The sequence below is a fragment of the Acinetobacter sp. YH12099 genome, from assembly GCF_013419195.1.
In the GTDB taxonomy this organism is placed as follows: Bacteria; Pseudomonadota; Gammaproteobacteria; order Pseudomonadales; family Moraxellaceae; genus Acinetobacter; species Acinetobacter towneri.
In genome coordinates this window covers 1-16,818 of sequence record NZ_VPAP01000034.1, presented here as the reverse complement: position 1 = coordinate 16,818, position 16,818 = coordinate 1, and the positions used below count along the sequence as shown (strand labels likewise).

The 16,818-nt window shown below is 42.1% G+C and carries 14 protein-coding genes; 5 read left to right on the top strand and 9 right to left on the bottom strand.

Annotated features, from left to right (window positions below):
* A partial coding sequence (locus tag FTU39_RS13240; protein WP_180052267.1) for a transposase occupies positions 1-925 on the bottom strand: 925 nt, incomplete at its 3' end.
* A 187-nt stretch (positions 926-1,112) separates the two neighbouring features.
* On the opposite strand from FTU39_RS13240, the gene FTU39_RS13235 reads away from it, so the two are divergent.
* Positions 1,113-1,598, top strand: a complete 486-nt coding sequence (locus FTU39_RS13235) for a GGDEF domain-containing protein (RefSeq protein WP_286379081.1) — start codon at positions 1,113-1,115, stop codon at positions 1,596-1,598.
* A gap of 258 nt (positions 1,599-1,856) precedes the next feature.
* Positions 1,857-3,155 (top strand): solute carrier family 23 protein, encoded by a 1,299-nt coding sequence (locus FTU39_RS13230; protein ID WP_004970352.1) that lies wholly within the window; start codon positions 1,857-1,859, stop codon positions 3,153-3,155.
* Positions 3,156-3,434: 279 nt separating this feature from the next.
* On the opposite strand, the gene FTU39_RS13225 is transcribed toward FTU39_RS13230, so the two are convergent.
* The 5 genes from FTU39_RS13225 to ilvD (FTU39_RS13205) form a co-directional block, all read right to left on the bottom strand.
* Entirely contained in the window at positions 3,435-3,614 is a 180-nt protein-coding gene (locus tag FTU39_RS13225) for a hypothetical protein (protein WP_004970356.1), read from the bottom strand.
* A 317-nt stretch (positions 3,615-3,931) separates the two neighbouring features.
* Positions 3,932-4,219 (bottom strand): chorismate mutase, encoded by a 288-nt coding sequence (locus FTU39_RS13220; RefSeq protein WP_179988877.1) that lies wholly within the window; start codon positions 4,217-4,219, stop codon positions 3,932-3,934.
* Positions 4,209-5,528: a hypothetical protein gene (locus FTU39_RS13215; RefSeq protein ID WP_180051493.1), complete on the bottom strand. Its 1,320-nt coding sequence runs from the start codon at positions 5,526-5,528 to the stop codon at positions 4,209-4,211. The genes FTU39_RS13220 and FTU39_RS13215 overlap by 11 nt, the downstream gene beginning before the upstream one ends.
* Before the next feature lie 118 nt (positions 5,529-5,646).
* Positions 5,647-7,332: a dihydroxy-acid dehydratase gene (gene ilvD / locus FTU39_RS13210; RefSeq protein ID WP_004970362.1), complete on the bottom strand. Its 1,686-nt coding sequence runs from the start codon at positions 7,330-7,332 to the stop codon at positions 5,647-5,649.
* Positions 7,333-7,550: 218 nt separating this feature from the next.
* Positions 7,551-9,380, bottom strand: a complete 1,830-nt coding sequence (ilvD, locus tag FTU39_RS13205) for a dihydroxy-acid dehydratase (protein WP_019837334.1) — start codon at positions 9,378-9,380, stop codon at positions 7,551-7,553.
* Positions 9,381-9,752: 372 nt separating this feature from the next.
* Here ilvD (FTU39_RS13205) and fmt point away from each other — a divergent pair, with 372 nt between their 5' ends.
* On the top strand, positions 9,753-10,715 hold the full coding sequence (fmt, locus tag FTU39_RS13200) for a methionyl-tRNA formyltransferase (RefSeq protein WP_180052266.1): 963 nt from the start codon (positions 9,753-9,755) through the stop codon (positions 10,713-10,715).
* The gene (gene rsmB / locus FTU39_RS13195; protein WP_180052265.1) at positions 10,712-12,019 is read left to right on the top strand and encodes a 16S rRNA (cytosine(967)-C(5))-methyltransferase RsmB; all 1,308 of its coding nucleotides are present in this window, start codon (positions 10,712-10,714) and stop codon (positions 12,017-12,019) included. Before fmt ends, rsmB begins: the two co-directional genes overlap by 4 nt.
* A gap of 129 nt (positions 12,020-12,148) precedes the next feature.
* Here the strand turns inward: rsmB and FTU39_RS13190 are convergent, their stop codons facing one another.
* The 3 genes from FTU39_RS13190 to FTU39_RS13180 form a co-directional block, all read right to left on the bottom strand.
* Entirely contained in the window at positions 12,149-12,259 is a 111-nt protein-coding gene (locus FTU39_RS13190) for a methionine/alanine import family NSS transporter small subunit (RefSeq protein ID WP_004970370.1), read from the bottom strand.
* A 1-nt stretch (position 12,260) separates the two neighbouring features.
* Positions 12,261-13,745 carry a sodium-dependent transporter gene (locus FTU39_RS13185; RefSeq protein ID WP_179990360.1) on the bottom strand — a complete coding sequence of 495 codons (1,485 nt, stop codon included), beginning with the start codon at positions 13,743-13,745 and terminating at the stop codon, positions 12,261-12,263.
* Between the two features lie 565 nt (positions 13,746-14,310).
* Positions 14,311-15,753 carry an aldehyde dehydrogenase family protein gene (locus FTU39_RS13180; protein ID WP_180052264.1) on the bottom strand — a complete coding sequence of 481 codons (1,443 nt, stop codon included), beginning with the start codon at positions 15,751-15,753 and terminating at the stop codon, positions 14,311-14,313.
* 176 nt (positions 15,754-15,929) lie between these two features.
* On the opposite strand from FTU39_RS13180, the gene FTU39_RS13175 reads away from it, so the two are divergent.
* Positions 15,930-16,613, top strand: a complete 684-nt coding sequence (locus FTU39_RS13175) for a TIGR04219 family outer membrane beta-barrel protein (RefSeq protein WP_180052263.1) — start codon at positions 15,930-15,932, stop codon at positions 16,611-16,613.
* Positions 16,614-16,818: the final 205 nt, after the last annotated feature.

Below are 16,818 nucleotides of genomic sequence, written 5' to 3'. Positions count from 1 at the left end.
TGGCTTTATCAACCAACTTGTGAGTTGCTGTAAATATTAATGTTTTGAGCTTTGCTTTTTGAGTATCTTGTCGCTTATCTAGTTTTTTTCGACCTAGATTATTTAACTCAATTTTCTGTTTCTTGTGCGGTTTGGCTTTAGAAATCGCTCTGAGCTTATTTCTACGTTTGTACTTTTGATTTAGGTAGTCTGATTCACTTGAGATCAATTTACCTAAACCATTGCCATATACTTCACCATCAGAATCCACAAAGGCTTCTGAATAACCTTTATCAACACCTACGGTTTCCTGACCACAATCCTGTGTTTCAACTGCATCATAAGTTGAGTGAACTTCAACATTACCGTTTTTTAGAATGATTCTAAGTGTGCCTTGTGGCGCAAAATCAACAGTGGTGTTTAGTGGAATTTTAATGGTTTGTCGAGGGACTAGACTCGGCACTTTAAGCCAACATTGACCATTTAACTCAAAAGTTTTACACATATCCGCACGAACAATAATTTGATTATGTGTGTGATTAACACCATGCTTAAAGTGATTACGCATTTGACGATGGAGGAAATTATCAGTCATCCATTCATCTTTTTTAAGCAAGGTGTATAGTCTTTTTTGTTCATTATTACAGGAGGTGCGTTTTCGGATCGCCTGCTTTACTTTGTCTTTTGATGCTTCTCGATAGGCTTTAATATCACCTACGCAATCACGTAGCGTTTCTTTCCACGCATTTGCAGAAACACCAAAGTCACGACTTTCTTTCATCCACGCATCACGAATAGCTCTGTCACTGATATTCAAACCTGAAATAGCACCATATTTAGCCCACACCTCGCTACGAATACGACCAAGTAAAACAGCTTGTTTCTCAAGCTGTTTGTACTTTTGCACATTCAAGTTTTTACAGTGATGAATGCGTGTTAATTTCACAAAGTCATGCCTAGGTTAAGGGATTGGATAATCAATAGATATGGATGCTAATATACCAAGACACTCACCTAAAATACAAAAGATAATCATTTAAATCTCTAATAAATACCCACCTTGCCACTACTGAATCGACATAGACAAAATGAGAACTTATGCAAATATTTGTCTATATTTTTAGTTATAGTTAATTACTCTCAACCGACGCGGTTTAAGCATAAAATTCAACCAACTGGTGAATCAAAAACAATTGGCGGGGCAAAACAAAGAACACATCTGCCTTGCCCTGCTCGATTTAGACTGGTTTAAGCAAGTAAATGATCGCTATGGACACGATGGAGGGGATCAGGTACTCAAGCAAATTCCAAAAATTTTGCAAAAAAATCTACGCAGTGAAGATATTATCGGACGTTTTGGTGGCGAAGAATTTATGATTATTTTCTCCAATACCTCACCGCAAATTGCCCAAAATGTACTGGAACGCTGCAGAATTGCCATTGAACAACATCGTATTGCCTATGCAGAACATGAGATTCAAATTACCGCAAGTTTTGGTTTAAGTGCCTTATATGTTTATCATGCAGATCAACATGAATTAATTCAGCGTACTGATGCTGCGCTGTATAAAGCCAAGCAAAGTGGACGTAATAATGTGCAGCAAGATATTGAATCATGAATATTAATTTTGTATAAAATACAAACAAAAATCGCAGGTCATACAATTTTTTTTAAACTGCGACTATCACTAAGTGACTGCAATACATTCTTTAAATTTATAAATAAAATTACTTATTTATATTAAATGTAAATTTTATCAAATAGTAAAATTTAATCCTAAAAATAAGCAGCTGATCTGTTTTCTGGCAAAATTTTTAAAAAATTTAGGCAATACAAGAGTATGATGTGCTCAATTTAGCTTTTGAGTGCTTACTTTATGTCCAATTGGTTTCCCAAATGGCGCCCTTATGAAGGCAGCATTGATGCACGTCCTGTAGGTACCAATGAGTATCTACCGCCTGCACAAACCGTTGTATTGGGGATACAACACGCATTTGCCATGTTTGGTGCCACTGTACTTGCACCTTTTTTAATGGGCTTTGATCCGAACCTTGCCATTTTAATGTCAGGAATTTGTACCATCCTGTTCTTTTTCATGACAGGTGGGCGTGTTCCAAGTTATTTAGGCTCAAGCTTTGCCTTTATTGGGGTGGTGATTGCTGCCACAGGCTATGCAGGCGCAGCAGGCGGTTTAAATGCCAATATTGGGGTTGCGGCAGGCGGGATTATTGCCTGCGGTATTTTATATGCCCTGATTGGCTTTTTGGTGATGGCTACTGGCACCCGCTGGATTGAAAAATTAATGCCACCTGTGGTGACAGGTGCGGTGGTGATGATCATTGGTTTAAACCTTGCTCCTGTCACGGTCAAAGCGGTTGCAGGCAATCCATTTAATATGTGGATGGCCTTGGTGACTGTGCTATGTATGGGCATGATTGCCGTATTTACCAAAGGTTTACTGCAACGCCTCTTGCTCCTGATTGGCTTGCTCATATCGTATCTGATCTATTTTGTAGTCACCAATGTCATGGGTTGGGGGACGCCAATTAACTTCGCACCGATTCAGCAAGCCGCTTGGTTTGGCGTACCAGACTTTCATGCGCCTGTATTTGATGTAAATGCCATGCTGATTATTGCCCCAATTGCCTTCATTTTGGTGGCAGAGAACTTGGGACACATTAAAGCAGTAGGTGCCATGACTGGTGAAAACCTCGATCCACACATTGGTAAAGCCTTTGTAGCAGATGGTGTTGCCACAACCCTTGCAGGTGGTGTCGGTGCACCGGGTATGACTACCTATGGTGAAAACATTGGGGTGATGGCTGTTACCCGCGTGTATTCCACGATTATTTTTGTGGTGGCGGGAGTCTTTGCTATTTTCCTTGGCTTATCACCAAAATTTGGGGCAATTATCCATACCATTCCTACCGCCATTTTAACGGGCGCTTCGATTGTGGTATTTGGTTTGATTACCATTGCTGGCGCAAAAATCTGGATTGAAAACAAGGTCGATTTTTCTAAAAACAAGAACCTGATGGTGGCTGCCGTGACCATTATTTTAGGAACGGGTGACTTTGCACTACAATTGGGCAGCTTTAACTTGGGCGGGATTGGGACAGCAACTTTTGCAGCCTTGTTCCTGAACTGGTTCTTTAGTTTGCGTGATCCCTCTTAATCAGAACTTGCGGTCATTTGCTTGAACCTAAGCAAATGCCGAAACAATGCAAAAAGACCGAACAACAGTGATTGTTCGGTCTTTTTTTACCTCAAACGGTCTGTCTAGAATGAACCGTTTTTAAGAGATAATGCTTTTACTTGGCTTATTTCTGTTTTTTAAGCTCTTGCTTAAGTTGCTTCAATTTGCCTTTATGTTTTGAAATCTTTTTCAAACGTGCTTTGATTTGTTGCTTCAAAGATTTAACTTGCTTAGCCATGGTATTACTCCTTAGTAAGGCTATTCGTTGCCATTGTGTTGTTTCACAAAACTACGAATAAATTTTCTTAATTCACGAGCAGCACTAGTATCAAGTTCTTCACATAAACGAATAAATTCATCACGTTCAGTACTATTAATACGAATTAAAAGTTGTCCATCTTTCTTGCCTGTCTTTATTTTTTTGATTTGCTCGTTCATTGCTGATCTCTCCAAAATAAAGACTGCTTTGCAAAAGATGTATATACAATATATATACTTTTTAAAATAAAGCAAACTTACAATATTAAAAAATGTAATAAAATCATATTCTTTTTTTTACCAATTCTTTTTAAAAACCCAGCAAAGCCAAGACAGGCAAGGCTTTGCGCTTAAAACCACCTGCAGAAAAAATAAGCAAATTATTTTTAAAAATTATGCTTTGAATACCAAGATGGCATATAAATACGCGGTTTTACCGCAAAAACGCAAAGTTTGGGCTGCGTTTGAAGCATCGCCCAAACTTAGGGATAGATCAATTAAGGACGGAATTCTTTTAATTCACGCTGAATAAAATGCTGAATCATATCGTGATACAAACGCTCGACCATGTCAGGATCGACTGCATGTTGCAGAGCCAAAGTACGGACTTTTTCAATCACTTCTTTCACGCGCTGCGGTGACTGTACATCTTCCACAGTCTGTTTATGGCGCATGGCCTGATCGACATAAAACTGACGCGATGCAATCAGTTCAATTAAAGCCACATCAATTTGGTCTATTTTGTCACGTGCTTGTTGTAATGAGTTTACTTTTTCATTGTTCATGGGCTTGGGCTACACTTTCAGTTTCGGTTTCGTTTTCACTCTTATACTTTTCTTCTAACACATTACTGAAAATACTTTCAATCATCCACACCCGATATAAGCTGTTAAACACGTAGCTTTGCCCATCTATGCGCAATTCCAACACAGGAAAATCGGGCTGAGATTTCATTTCACACAGCATATCGTTTTCTTTGAGCAACTCGGTCACATCGACTGTGGTCAGTTGATCTAACTCCAGTTCACGCTGCATACGCTCAAAATGCGCTTTAAAGGATAAATCCTGTCCCCTCGTCCATACCGCCTGCAAAATGCGATACATGGCATCCACACGCTGTTCTTCAGGCGCACTGTAATACAGTTGTGCCATTTGATAAGTCGCCTGCTCAGTCGGGCGGCAAAACGGCGTAAACGCAACATCAGTACGTTTAGATAAACGTGTTGCCAAACTCCAGTCAAACCAGTCGCGTCCATGATAAGACAAGGGATACACATTCAAATGGATATTGTAATAGGCAGCTAATTCTTCTTTGATATACGCCAATAACAACCAAGAAATCGGGTCTTCCAGTGCAATATACAAATCCAGTTCAGGGTCGAGTGCCTGAATTTCATTGAGTTCTTCGGCATCACTAATTAAATGTTCTCGCCATTCAATGTGATTGATCAAGAAAATAGGATTATCGGTGAGTAATTTTTGTTGTTTTAAACGGCGTGTCAAACGCAATAAATCATCGACCGCATGATATTTACGTCCACCAAACTCAAAATAACTGGCCAATACAGGTGCATCATCAAAAACCCGTTCAGGAAAATCCTGAATTTGATGATGACGGCTGGACATGGCATATAAAGTGCGTAATTTACCCGACTGCTTTTGCCACAGCATGTGAAACACATCTTCGAGTAAATACAAGAAATCCTGACCACGTAACGGCGTATGCCGCAAAATAGCTTCTGCCTGCATTAAGGCCTCTGCAGTCGGTGGTTCAGGGCTATCGTGAAAACTAAAACGGTGTTGTTTGGCAAGAATTTGTGCATCTTGAATACAATAATTTTGCCATTCTGCAGCCGACATTTGATTCGGTGCATCGCCACTTTGCCGCGAAATCACCACGGTTAAAGGTTTTAATTCATCGGCCAGAATATCTTCTAATTGCGGCAACTGCTGTACCGCCAAATAGCTATATACATCATCTAGACGTAAATACACACTCAGTCCGTGTTCCGTGGGCAACACCGCTTGCCGAGATGGTTTTTGATAAAACCAACTCGATCTGATCGGATCGAACCAACGGCGTAACAGTGACATGAGATCAGCCTCTAAAAAGAAAATCCTTGTGGTTTGGGGACAAGCCACATGCAAATCATGTGCGCTCGTCCTTCAATAGTACACAAGGATTTATATCAATTCATATAAAAATGATCAATTAGACCTCTAAATTCAGATCAGTCACTGCACCTTTTTCTGCGCCCGATGCCAATTTAGCAAATTTCGCCAATGCACCATGGGTATAGTTTGGCTTTGGTTTGACCCATGCCGCTTTACGTGCTGCCATTTCCTCTTCCGACACATGCCAAGTCATTTCACGGGTTTCGGCATTAATCGAAATTTTATCGCCATTTTTCACCAGACCAATTGGCCCGCCTTCATACGCTTCTGGGGTCACATGCCCAATCACAAAACCGTGACTGCCACCCGAAAAACGTCCATCGGTAATTAACGCGACTGAATTACCCAAACCTTTACCAATAATTGCAGAAGTTGGTTTCAGCATTTCTGGCATACCCGGGCCGCCTTTAGGGCCTTCGCCGCGAATCACCACCACTTCACCTTCTTGCACTTCGCCATCTAAAATACCGCGCATCGCACCAATTTCACCTTCAAAGACACGTGCAGGGCCTTCAAAATACAAGCCTTCTTTGCCTGTAATTTTTGCCACTGCGCCCGTAGGCGATAAGTTGCCTTTTAAAACCACCAAGTGCGAATCTTTTTTGATTGGCGCATCAAACGGTAAAATAATTTGCTGACCTTCAGGATAATCGGCAACATCGGCCAAGTTTTCTGCCAAAGTTTTACCTGTAACCGTTAAGCAAGAACCATCAAGCATGCCTGCATCTAGCATGCGTTTCATCAACGGTTGAATGCCGCCAATGGCAATCAGCTCCGACATTAAATACTTGCCCGATGGACGTACATCGGCCACCACTGGGGTTTCCTGACCAATACGCACGAAATCATCTAGTGTGAGTTCAACCCCTGCAGAATGTGCCATGGCAATCAAATGCAACACACCATTGGTCGATCCACCCAAAGCAATCAATACTTTAATGGCATTTTCAAAGGCAGATTTGGTCATAATGTCACGTGGTTTAATATCCAGACGTAACAGATTCATGACTGCTTCGCCTGCACGTTGGCAGTCATCCATTTTATCTTGAGAAACAGCTTCTTGTGCCGAAGACCCTGGTAAACTCATGCCTAATGCTTCAATGGCCGATGCCATAGAGTTCGCGGTGTACATGCCACCACAAGAGCCTGCACCTGGCAAAGCCACTTCTTCAATTTGTTTGACCTGAATTTCGTTAATTTCACCTTTGGCATGCTGACCCACGGCTTCAAACACCGAAATAATATCGGTATGTCCTGCACCCGGTTTAATAGTGCCGCCATAAACAAACAAGCCCGGACGGTTTAAACGCGCCAGTCCCATAATGCAGCCCGGCATGTTTTTATCGCAGCCACCAATTGCAATCACACCATCATAGGCCTGACAGCCCACCACAGCTTCAATTGAGTCGGCAATAATTTCACGTGAAACCAATGAATATTTCATGCCTTCGGTGCCGTTTGAAATACCATCTGAAATGGTGATGGTATTGAAAATAATGCCTTTACCACCCGCCTGATTCACGCCTGTTTCTGCTTCGCGCGCCAAACCATCAATATGCATATTACATGGTGTGACATTGGCCCAAGTCGATGCAATTCCAATAAATGGACGAGTAAAATCTTCATCCTTAAAACCCACCGCACGCATCATGGAACGTGCAGGTGCATTTTCAATGCCTTCATAGACTTCGGCTGAATGTTCGCGGATATTCTGTTTACTCATGGCTGATTCCTTAGCAAGATGGGTGAAATGACGTATTCATCATGACAATTTATTTTATTTTTCATTGTATCGAAAGCAGGCAGGATGTAAACGAAAATGCCTGTCTAATTTCATCGCTCAAATTTGCTGCGATACTGACATCGCTCATTGCAGACACATAAAAAAGCACCCCAATTTTGGAGTGCTTTTTTGTAGCAGCTTAAATTGCCAAGTACTGCTTAGATTTCACGTACCGCACCTTTTGCCGCACTGGTGGTATGCATGGCATAAGCTTTCAACGCTTTAGAAATTTTACGTGGACGTTCTTCTGCAGGATGCCAGCCTTTAGCTTCTTGCGCTTCACGACGTGCCGCCATAGTTGCGTCATCTACCGCCAAGTGAATGCTGCGGTTTGGAATATCAATTTCGATACGGTCACCATCTTCAACCAGACCAATCGCACCACCTTCAGCCGCTTCTGGAGAAACGTGACCAATTGAAAGACCTGAAGAACCGCCCGAGAAACGACCATCGGTCAGTAAGGCACATTCTTTGCCTAAACCTTTCGATTTCAAATAGCTGGTTGGATAGAGCATTTCTTGCATACCTGGGCCACCACGTGGGCCTTCGTAGCGAATCACCACCACATCACCCGCTGTAATTTTACCGCCCAAAATCGCGTCTACAGCAGCATCCTGACTTTCAAAAACACGTGCTGTGCCGTTGAATTTCAAAATAGAATCATCCACCCCTGCAGTTTTTACAATACAGCCATCTAAAGCAATATTGCCGTAAAGTACCGCCAAACCACCATCTTTAGAGAAAGCGTGTTCTGCATTACGAATCACACCATTGTCACGGTCACCATCTAAACGTGAATAGTAACGGTCTTGTGAGAATGCTGTTTGGGTGGGTACGCCGCCCGGTGCAGAACGGAAGAACTGGTAAACGTCTTCATTTTCGGTACGGATGATGTCCCATTTATCCAAAGCATCTTTTAAAGTCGCTTCGTGAACTGTGCCTACTGAAGTGTCCAATAAACCTGCGCGATCCAGCTCGCCTAAAATAGACATAATGCCACCCGCACGGTGTACATCTTCCATGTGAACATCTTGTTTTGCAGGCGCTACTTTACATAGTACAGGCACTTTACGTGATAAACGGTCAATGTCATCCATGGTGAAATCCACACCTGCCTCATTGGCAGCCGCCAACAAGTGCAGTACGGTGTTGGTTGAACCGCCCATGGCAATGTCCAACGTCATAGCATTTTCATAAGATGCTTTGGTTGCAATTGAACGTGGCAATACGCTGTAATCGTCTTGTTCATAATGGCGTTTGGCCAATTCCACAATCAACTGACCTGCTTTATCAAACAGTTTTTTACGGTTGGCGTGAGTTGCTACAATTGAACCGTTGCCCGGTAAAGATAAACCTAGAGCTTCTGTTAAGCAGTTCATTGAGTTTGCAGTGAACATCCCTGAGCATGAACCACAAGTTGGACATGCAGAACGCTCATATTCAGCAACTTCTTCATCGGTATAGTTATCATCTGCCGCCACAATCATTGCATCAATCAAGTCAATCGCGTGTTCATTGCCACGAATTTTGACTTTACCTGCTTCCATTGGGCCGCCAGACACAAACACCACTGGAATGTTCAGGCGCATGGCAGCCATCAGCATCCCTGGTGTGATTTTGTCACAGTTGGATATACACACCATTGCATCGGCGCAGTGTGCGCTGACCATGTATTCTACCGAGTCGGCAATCAAGTCACGCGATGGCAATGAATACAACATGCCGTCATGACCCATGGCAATCCCGTCATCTACGGCAATGGTGTTAAATTCTTTGGCAACACCACCTGCCGCCTGAATTTGTTCTGCCACCATTTGACCGAGGTCTTTTAAATGCACATGGCCAGGTACAAATTGGGTAAATGAGTTGACCACCGCAATAATCGGCTTACCGAAATCTTCGTCTTTCATACCCGTTGCACGCCATAAGCCGCGTGCACCCGCCATATTTCTTCCGTGTGTCGATGTTTTTGAACGATAGTCAGGCATTATAAAGTTCCAACTTGGTTGTGCTGAAATGAATCTGAAATTCATTCTGGCGAAATAATACTGTTTGCAAGATCTGTATCACTGCAAAACAGTTTAAGAATCTTTGTATTTTACTACAGCTTGAGGTAGTAAGGCTGCTGCTTTAGCGACTTTATGATGGATAAAAAGTGACGAAAACCCACAGCAGTTTGCTGATCATACTGAATTCAATACAAAACTTTCATGAATAATTTTTAAATTTTGCATTACTAATTTTTATCATAATAATTTAGGCAGCACAGCAACAAGGTGGATTTATTACAACCTGTTCCGACCTTTGGGCTGCAATTTGTTATAATTGCCGCGTCATCTAAAACTATGGGTTGATTTCCATTGAAAATCGTTTTTGCAGGTACGCCTGAATTTGCTGCAAGCGCTTTGGCAGCACTCCTGAACACCGACCATGAGATTGTCGCGGTTTACACCCAGCCTGACCGTAAAGCAGGACGCGGACAAAAACTCACAGCATCTGCGGTGAAGCAATTGGCACTACAACACGATCTTCCTGTCTATCAACCTTTGCATTTTAAATCATCTACTGAAGAAGGTCTGGCGGCCCAACAAGAATTGGCTGCATTGAATGCCGATGTGATGGTGGTTGCGGCCTATGGTTTAATCTTGCCGCAAGTGGTTTTAGATACTCCTAAATATGGCTGCTTGAATATTCACGGTTCGTTATTGCCACGTTGGCGTGGTGCAGCGCCGATTCAGCGCGCGATTGCCACAGGTGATACCGAAACAGGCATCACCATTATGAAAATGGCTGCAGGCTTAGATACGGGCGATATGATGTATAAAACCCTATGCCCAATTACTGCCACAGACACCTCTGCCACTTTACATGACAAACTGGCGCAGCAAGGTGCCAAAGCAATTGTTGAAGTACTGGCTTCAGAACAAAAATTGCAAGACTATTTAGCCGCGCGTGAAGTGCAAGATGAAGCCTTGACGGTCTATGCACACAAATTGACCAAAGCCGAAGCACGAATTGACTGGTCACAAACTGCAGCCGAAATTGACCGTAATATCCGTGCCTTTAACCCGTGGCCGGTGGCGTTTATCCCTTTAGATGAAACACAAAACTTGCGCGTTTGGGGTTCAGCATTATCGGATGAATCTGCACAAGGCAAAGCTGCAGGCACAATTTTAAAACTGGACAAACAAGGCGTACACGTCGCTTGTGGCGATCAACAAGCGGTATGCTTAAGCTCGTTGCAATGGCCAGGTGCTAAACCGCTGAATCCTGTGCAAATCATTCAAACTCAAAAACTTCAAACAGGACAAGTTCTCGCATGAGCCATTCTGAATCAGGCAACTCACATTTGAACTTGCGTGCCCAAGTCATCCGTACGCTATTGGCTGTACAACAAGGGCAATCATTGGCGAGCGTTTTACCTGCACATTTAAGTAAAGTCGCAGAACGTGACCGCGCCTTGTTTCATGAACTGGTTTTGGGCACTTTGCGTCAATGGTATGCCCTAAAAAGCATTACTTTGCCGCTGTTGGTGAAACCACTCAACAATGAAACTGTTGAAACCTGTTTATATGTCGGCTTATATCAAGTGCTTTGTACTCGTGTAGCCAGTCATGCCGCAATTTCTGAAACTGTAACTGCAGCCAAACAAATGGGCTATCAAGCACTCAGCGGTGTAGTGAATGCGATTCTGCGTCGTGTTTCACGTGAAACATCGGAATTTCAAACGGCTTTGGCGCAGGCACATGGTTTGCCAAGTTGGTTGTATAAACGCTTGAAAAAAGATTGGCCTGAACAATTAGAACAACTGACGCAAACTTTAAAGCAAACCGCACCTCTGACCTTAAGGGTTAATACACGCCAAATCAGCCGTGATGACTATTTAGAAATTTTGCAGGAACAAGAGATTGCAGCAGAAGCTTGCACCGTGTCTGAAGTCGGCATTGTGATGTTGCAAAATGTGCACATTCCTGACTTACCTGGTTTTGATGAAGGCGTATTTTCCGTTCAGGATGAACATGCCCAACTGTGTGCAACGCTCTTGCCAAATTTAGATGGCAAAGTCGTGGTCGATGCCTGCGCAGCACCCGGCGGTAAAACAGCGCATCTGCTCGAAAAATTTCAGCCTAAAAAATTGATTGCCATAGATCAGGATACCAAACGTCTGTTACGTGTCAGCGAAAATCTAGAACGTCTGCAACTGAATCAAGAAGCGCAAGTTGAAATTTTGGCTGCCGATGCAACCACATGGAATGCCAGTGAAGCAGTGGACTGTATTGTATTGGATGCACCGTGTTCTGCAATTGGAGTCTTGCGTCGCCATCCAGATATTCGTTTGCTGCGTCAATCTAGCGATATTCAGCAAACGGTGGCATTACAGCAACAGATTTTGCAGCAGATGTGGCAGCAACTCAAAGTTGGTGGCACCTTGCTTTACATTACCTGCTCGGTTTTAAAAGCCGAAAATGAACAGCAAATTCAGCAATTCTTTGCCGAACATCAAAGTGCCAAAGAAGTCAAAATTGATGCAGATTGGGGCATTCCACAACTGTATGGACGCCAATTATTGCCGCAACAAGGACTCGGGGATGGTTTTTATTATTGTCGTATTGAAAAAACCGCCTAAGCTATTTCTGTTTTAACGATTCTTCTCATTTAATAGCCTTTCCAAAAAAATAACCCTTGAATCAATCAAGGGTTATTTTAGTTAGCCAGTGCAATGCTTTACAGCATCGCACCCGTTTCAGCAAAATGCTTAGTCTTCGAGTTCATCTGGGTTTTTGATCAGGTGAATCATCGCCAAAACTAAACCACCCCAAAGTACCACTGTTGAAATAATCAACATCACCAATGCAGATGTATTCATCTTATTTCTCCGCTGCGTCGTGATCTTTTAAGCGGCTAAGCAATACCGCGCCAATAATAAAGAGCACTACGGTACCACCACCCACGGTGAGTAAAATGTGTAATGGATAACCCCCATAGCCTTCTGCAAAAATAGATTTCAGGGTTAAGCCTAAAGCCACGAGCAATGAAAGCGGCGTCACGATGGTTAATAGGAAATTCCAGCCCCAACCCAATTTAATGCTTGAGTATTGGTTAACGTGTTGCTGCAATTCTTTGAGCAATGGACGACGGAACCAAGTCACCAAAATGATCGACAATAAACCACCACCAACAATACCAATGTTGTTGGCAAAGTAGTCAATGATGTCGACAAAAGTAATCGCGCTGTGGGTAGAGAATAAAATGGTTGAAACAATAGCTGAACCACCCGCAATAATGGTTACTGCACGCTTACGCGACCAACCCAGCTTGTCTTGGAACGCAGCAATGGGTACTTGCAGAATACTCACCATTGAGGTCACCCCTGCAACCGTCAATGAGGCGAAGAATAAGAAACCAAATAAATCGCCACCTGCACCCAAGCTTGAAATGATTTTCGGGAATGCAATAAAAGCTAAACCAATACCGCCCGAAACCACTTCATCTACCGATGAACCTGCGCTGTACGCCATGAAACCAAGCGCAGCAAAAATACCAATACCCGCTAAAATTTCAAAAGATGAGTTTGCAAGTGCAACCACCAAGCCTGAACCAGTCAAGTTGGTTTTACGTTTTAGGTAAGATGAGTAGGTCAACATAATCCCGAACCCGACTGAAAGTGAGAAGAAGATATGACCAAAGGCAGCTAACCATACTTTATAGTTCGCCATCGCTTCCCAGTTAGGCGTAAAGAAAGCATTTAAGCCATCGACTGCACCTGGTAAACGTAAAGCTTGAACCACAAGAATAGAGAATAAAATCACCAAAAGTGGCATAAAGATTTTATTTGACAGCTCAACCCCTTTTTTCACCCCGCCGTATAAAATGAACATCACCACCGTCCATACGATGACTAAGCCAATAAATAAGGTTGGTACAAAACCAAAGGCTAAGCCTTCACCATTTTGTAAGTAGCTTGTGAAAAAGAATTTTTCAGTGTCTGTTCCCCATTGCTGACCAATGGAATAGAACATATAACTGCCTGCCCAAGACAATACGCTGGCATAGTAAATACCAATCAGCAAAGTCACCATCACCTGCCACCAGCCCAATGCTTCACTGTTCATGAGCTTTTTATAAGCGGTTGGTGGTGCTTTACGGTATTTATGCCCAACTGCATAGTCCAAAAACAGCAATGGCAAACCTGCGGCAAAGATCGCAATTAAATAAGGGATTAAAAATGCGCCGCCGCCATTTTCATAGGCAACATAAGGGAAACGCCAAATATTGCCCAACCCGACCGCAGAACCAATGGCTGCGATAATAAAGCCTGATCGCGCGGACCAACTCTCACGAGAATCTGTCATAGAACACCTAAACTTCAGGTTATTTTTTGCTGCTTGTTTTTTAATTCTGACCTTTTATATAAATAACTTGCTTTTTCATTAGCTTAAATTTACTTTATATAACGGTACTTTAGCGCACGCAAAAAATATCCTGCAAAAAATGAAAATCTGGGTGTTTGCTTTAGAGTCACACCTTTTGAGCATCAAATTCTAAAGGTCAAACAGCGAAATATTCGGAAAATCTTGCTTAAAGTCTTTGCCCAATATTGCGCTTTTGTATGGCTTAACAATACTCATTTTTGAACAATTTTTCTGTAAATTCTGCTTAGAAAGATGCTTTTTGTATGCATTTTTTTAATCAAACGTTCAAATTCCACTCCATTTTGACTTGATTTTTTGGTTATAAGTCATATAACTATTTGGAATGTAATGTTGGTGCTATTTGAGTTGTTTTACTTTTCATCTATTATAGCAGCGCTGTAGCTTATTATTCACCAAACAACAGCGCTGTAATCAATCATCTCAAAATTCAGAGTTAACTCATCCTTTCTCTTTATTTATAACGATGCATCATTAGATCAGATACTTAACGCTTAATTACCAATAAACGCTCTTCCTGCATATCCCGAATAGCAGATTGAATCCCTTCTCGCCCTAAACCCGAATCTTTCACGCCACCATAAGGCATATTGTCCACACGGAACGATGGAATATCATTAATAATCACCCCACCAACTTGTAACTGATCCCATGCATACAGCATTTTTTCCAAGCTTTGTGTATAAATACCCGCCTGTAAACCAAAACGGCTTTGGTTAATACGTGTAATTCCTTGTTCAAAAGATGAATATTTTTCCAAAATGGCAACAGGGCCAAAAACTTCATCTTTATAAACCTCCAAGTTTGGATCGACCTGTTCCAATAAAGTCGGATCAAACATCACACCTTTCAGCTCGCCACCTGCCAATATTTTTGCACCTTTTTTCACCGCTTTATCAATCCACTTTTTCAAGCGCTGCGCTTCAGCTTCCTTAATCATTGGCCCGACCAAAGTACTGTCCAAATCAGGATCTGCTGCTTTAATTTTCTTAAGCTGACTCACAAGTTTCTTTTTCAGTTCAGCATACACGTCGTCATGCGCCAAAATACGTTGCACACTAATACACACCTGTCCTGCATGATTATACGCCCCACTAATTAAGCGATGAATCAATGCATCATTCAATTCAGTATCGGGTTCAATCATCACTGCTGCATTGCCGCCCAACTCTAGCGTTACTTTTTTGCGTCCTGCGCGGGCTTTCATATCCCAACCCACCACATCTGAACCAGTAAAACTGAGCAGTTTAAAGCGGTCATCTGTCACTAAAACATCAGCTTGTTCACGCTCACAAGGTAATACTGAAAACGCACCTTTAGGTAAATCTGTTTCAGCCAACACTTCTGCAATTTTCAATGCTGAAATAGGCGTGGCGCTGGCAGGTTTTAATACAAAAGGGCAACCTGCAGCAATCGCGGGCGCAATTTTATGTGCAGTTAAATTCAACGGAAAATTAAAAGGGCTGATCAAAGACACAGCACCAATGGGTACATGCTTAACCATCCCTTGATAATTCGCAGCAGCAGCCGTCACCGCCAACGGTAAAATTCGTCCTTCATCTAGTTGAGACACTGCATCTGCAGCAATTTGGAAGGTATTAATTAAACGTTCAACTTCTGCCATCGCGGCCAAACGTGGCTTTCCACCTTCAGCAATTAAAATCTCGACCAATTCTTCACGCATGTTTTGAAAACGCTGCACACAATGCAACAGAATTTTTTGTTTTTGAAAGGGCTGTAATTTTGCCATTTCAGCTTCTGCTTTTACGGCTGCACGAATGGCCTTTTCAATACTTTTTTCATCGGCAAGTGCAACACGCGCATATACTTTTTGAGAATATTTATGCTGAACGGCTAACCATTGCCCTGTTTCTACGGCTTTATTGGCAAGATAGAGCGGGTAATCGACAGGTGGATGGGTATTTTGCATACTGAAATCCTCTATTTTTGGCGCGAATTAGGCTATATTTTTACAAGAATTTTGATTCTAGAAAATGTATGATGCGCTAAGTTGGACAATAGCGCATAAGATATAGACATCCTATGCAAAATCACAATTTAAATCCAATCACGACAAAATGATGTCCACAAAATTTTAGAGTTCTTATGATCACCATACCACGTTTTGCTTTAGCATGCAGTTTAATTGGTTGTTCAGCGGTTCATGCCGATATTATTGGGGTAAAAGCCAGTGTAGATTATTGGAAATATAGCGCAGACTGGAATCAGGCTCAGTTATCACCAAACTTAGATGACGATTTTGCCTTACCCTTTACTCTGGCAGTAGAACATCCTGTTCCTTTTTTACCCAATGCCAAAATTAAGCATGCCAATTTGCAGGCCGAAAGCGAGCAAAGCGCTGCTGGTGTAAAAATCAATCAGCTGGATTTAGATTACTCAGACTTCATTTTATATTATGAAATTTTAGATAACATTGTTGCAGCAGATGTTGGATTTGGCGCCAAAGTACTTGAAGGTGACTTAAGATCTAATTTGTTTTCAACACAAGACGTCAGTGAAACTTTAGCTATGTTATATGCAGAGGCAGCAGTTAAATTACCGTTTACGGGTTTAAGTGCCAAAGCTGAAGCAAATTACGCCAAAAATAGCGACAATGAAGTTCGTGATGCTCAGGCAGAAATTAAATATAACTTTGTCGATACCGTTTTGGTCGATGTGGGTTTAAAAGCGGGCTATCGCATTTTAGATATTAAGCTCAATCAAGATTCCAATCAGGAAACTCAATTAGAGTTTAAAGGCCCATATTTAGGCTTAGAAGCACATTTCTAAATATTTGATATTTAAATAAATTTAAAACCCTTAAATTATGTTTAAGGGTTTTTTTATTCATTCTACTTTTCTTTTTTACATAAAAAAACACCCCCAACGCTAGTTGAGGGTGTTTGAATAATGAGCTGGCGATGACTTACTCTCACATGGGTAACCCCACACTACCATCAGCGCGAAGAGGTTTCACTTCTGAGTTCGGGAAGGG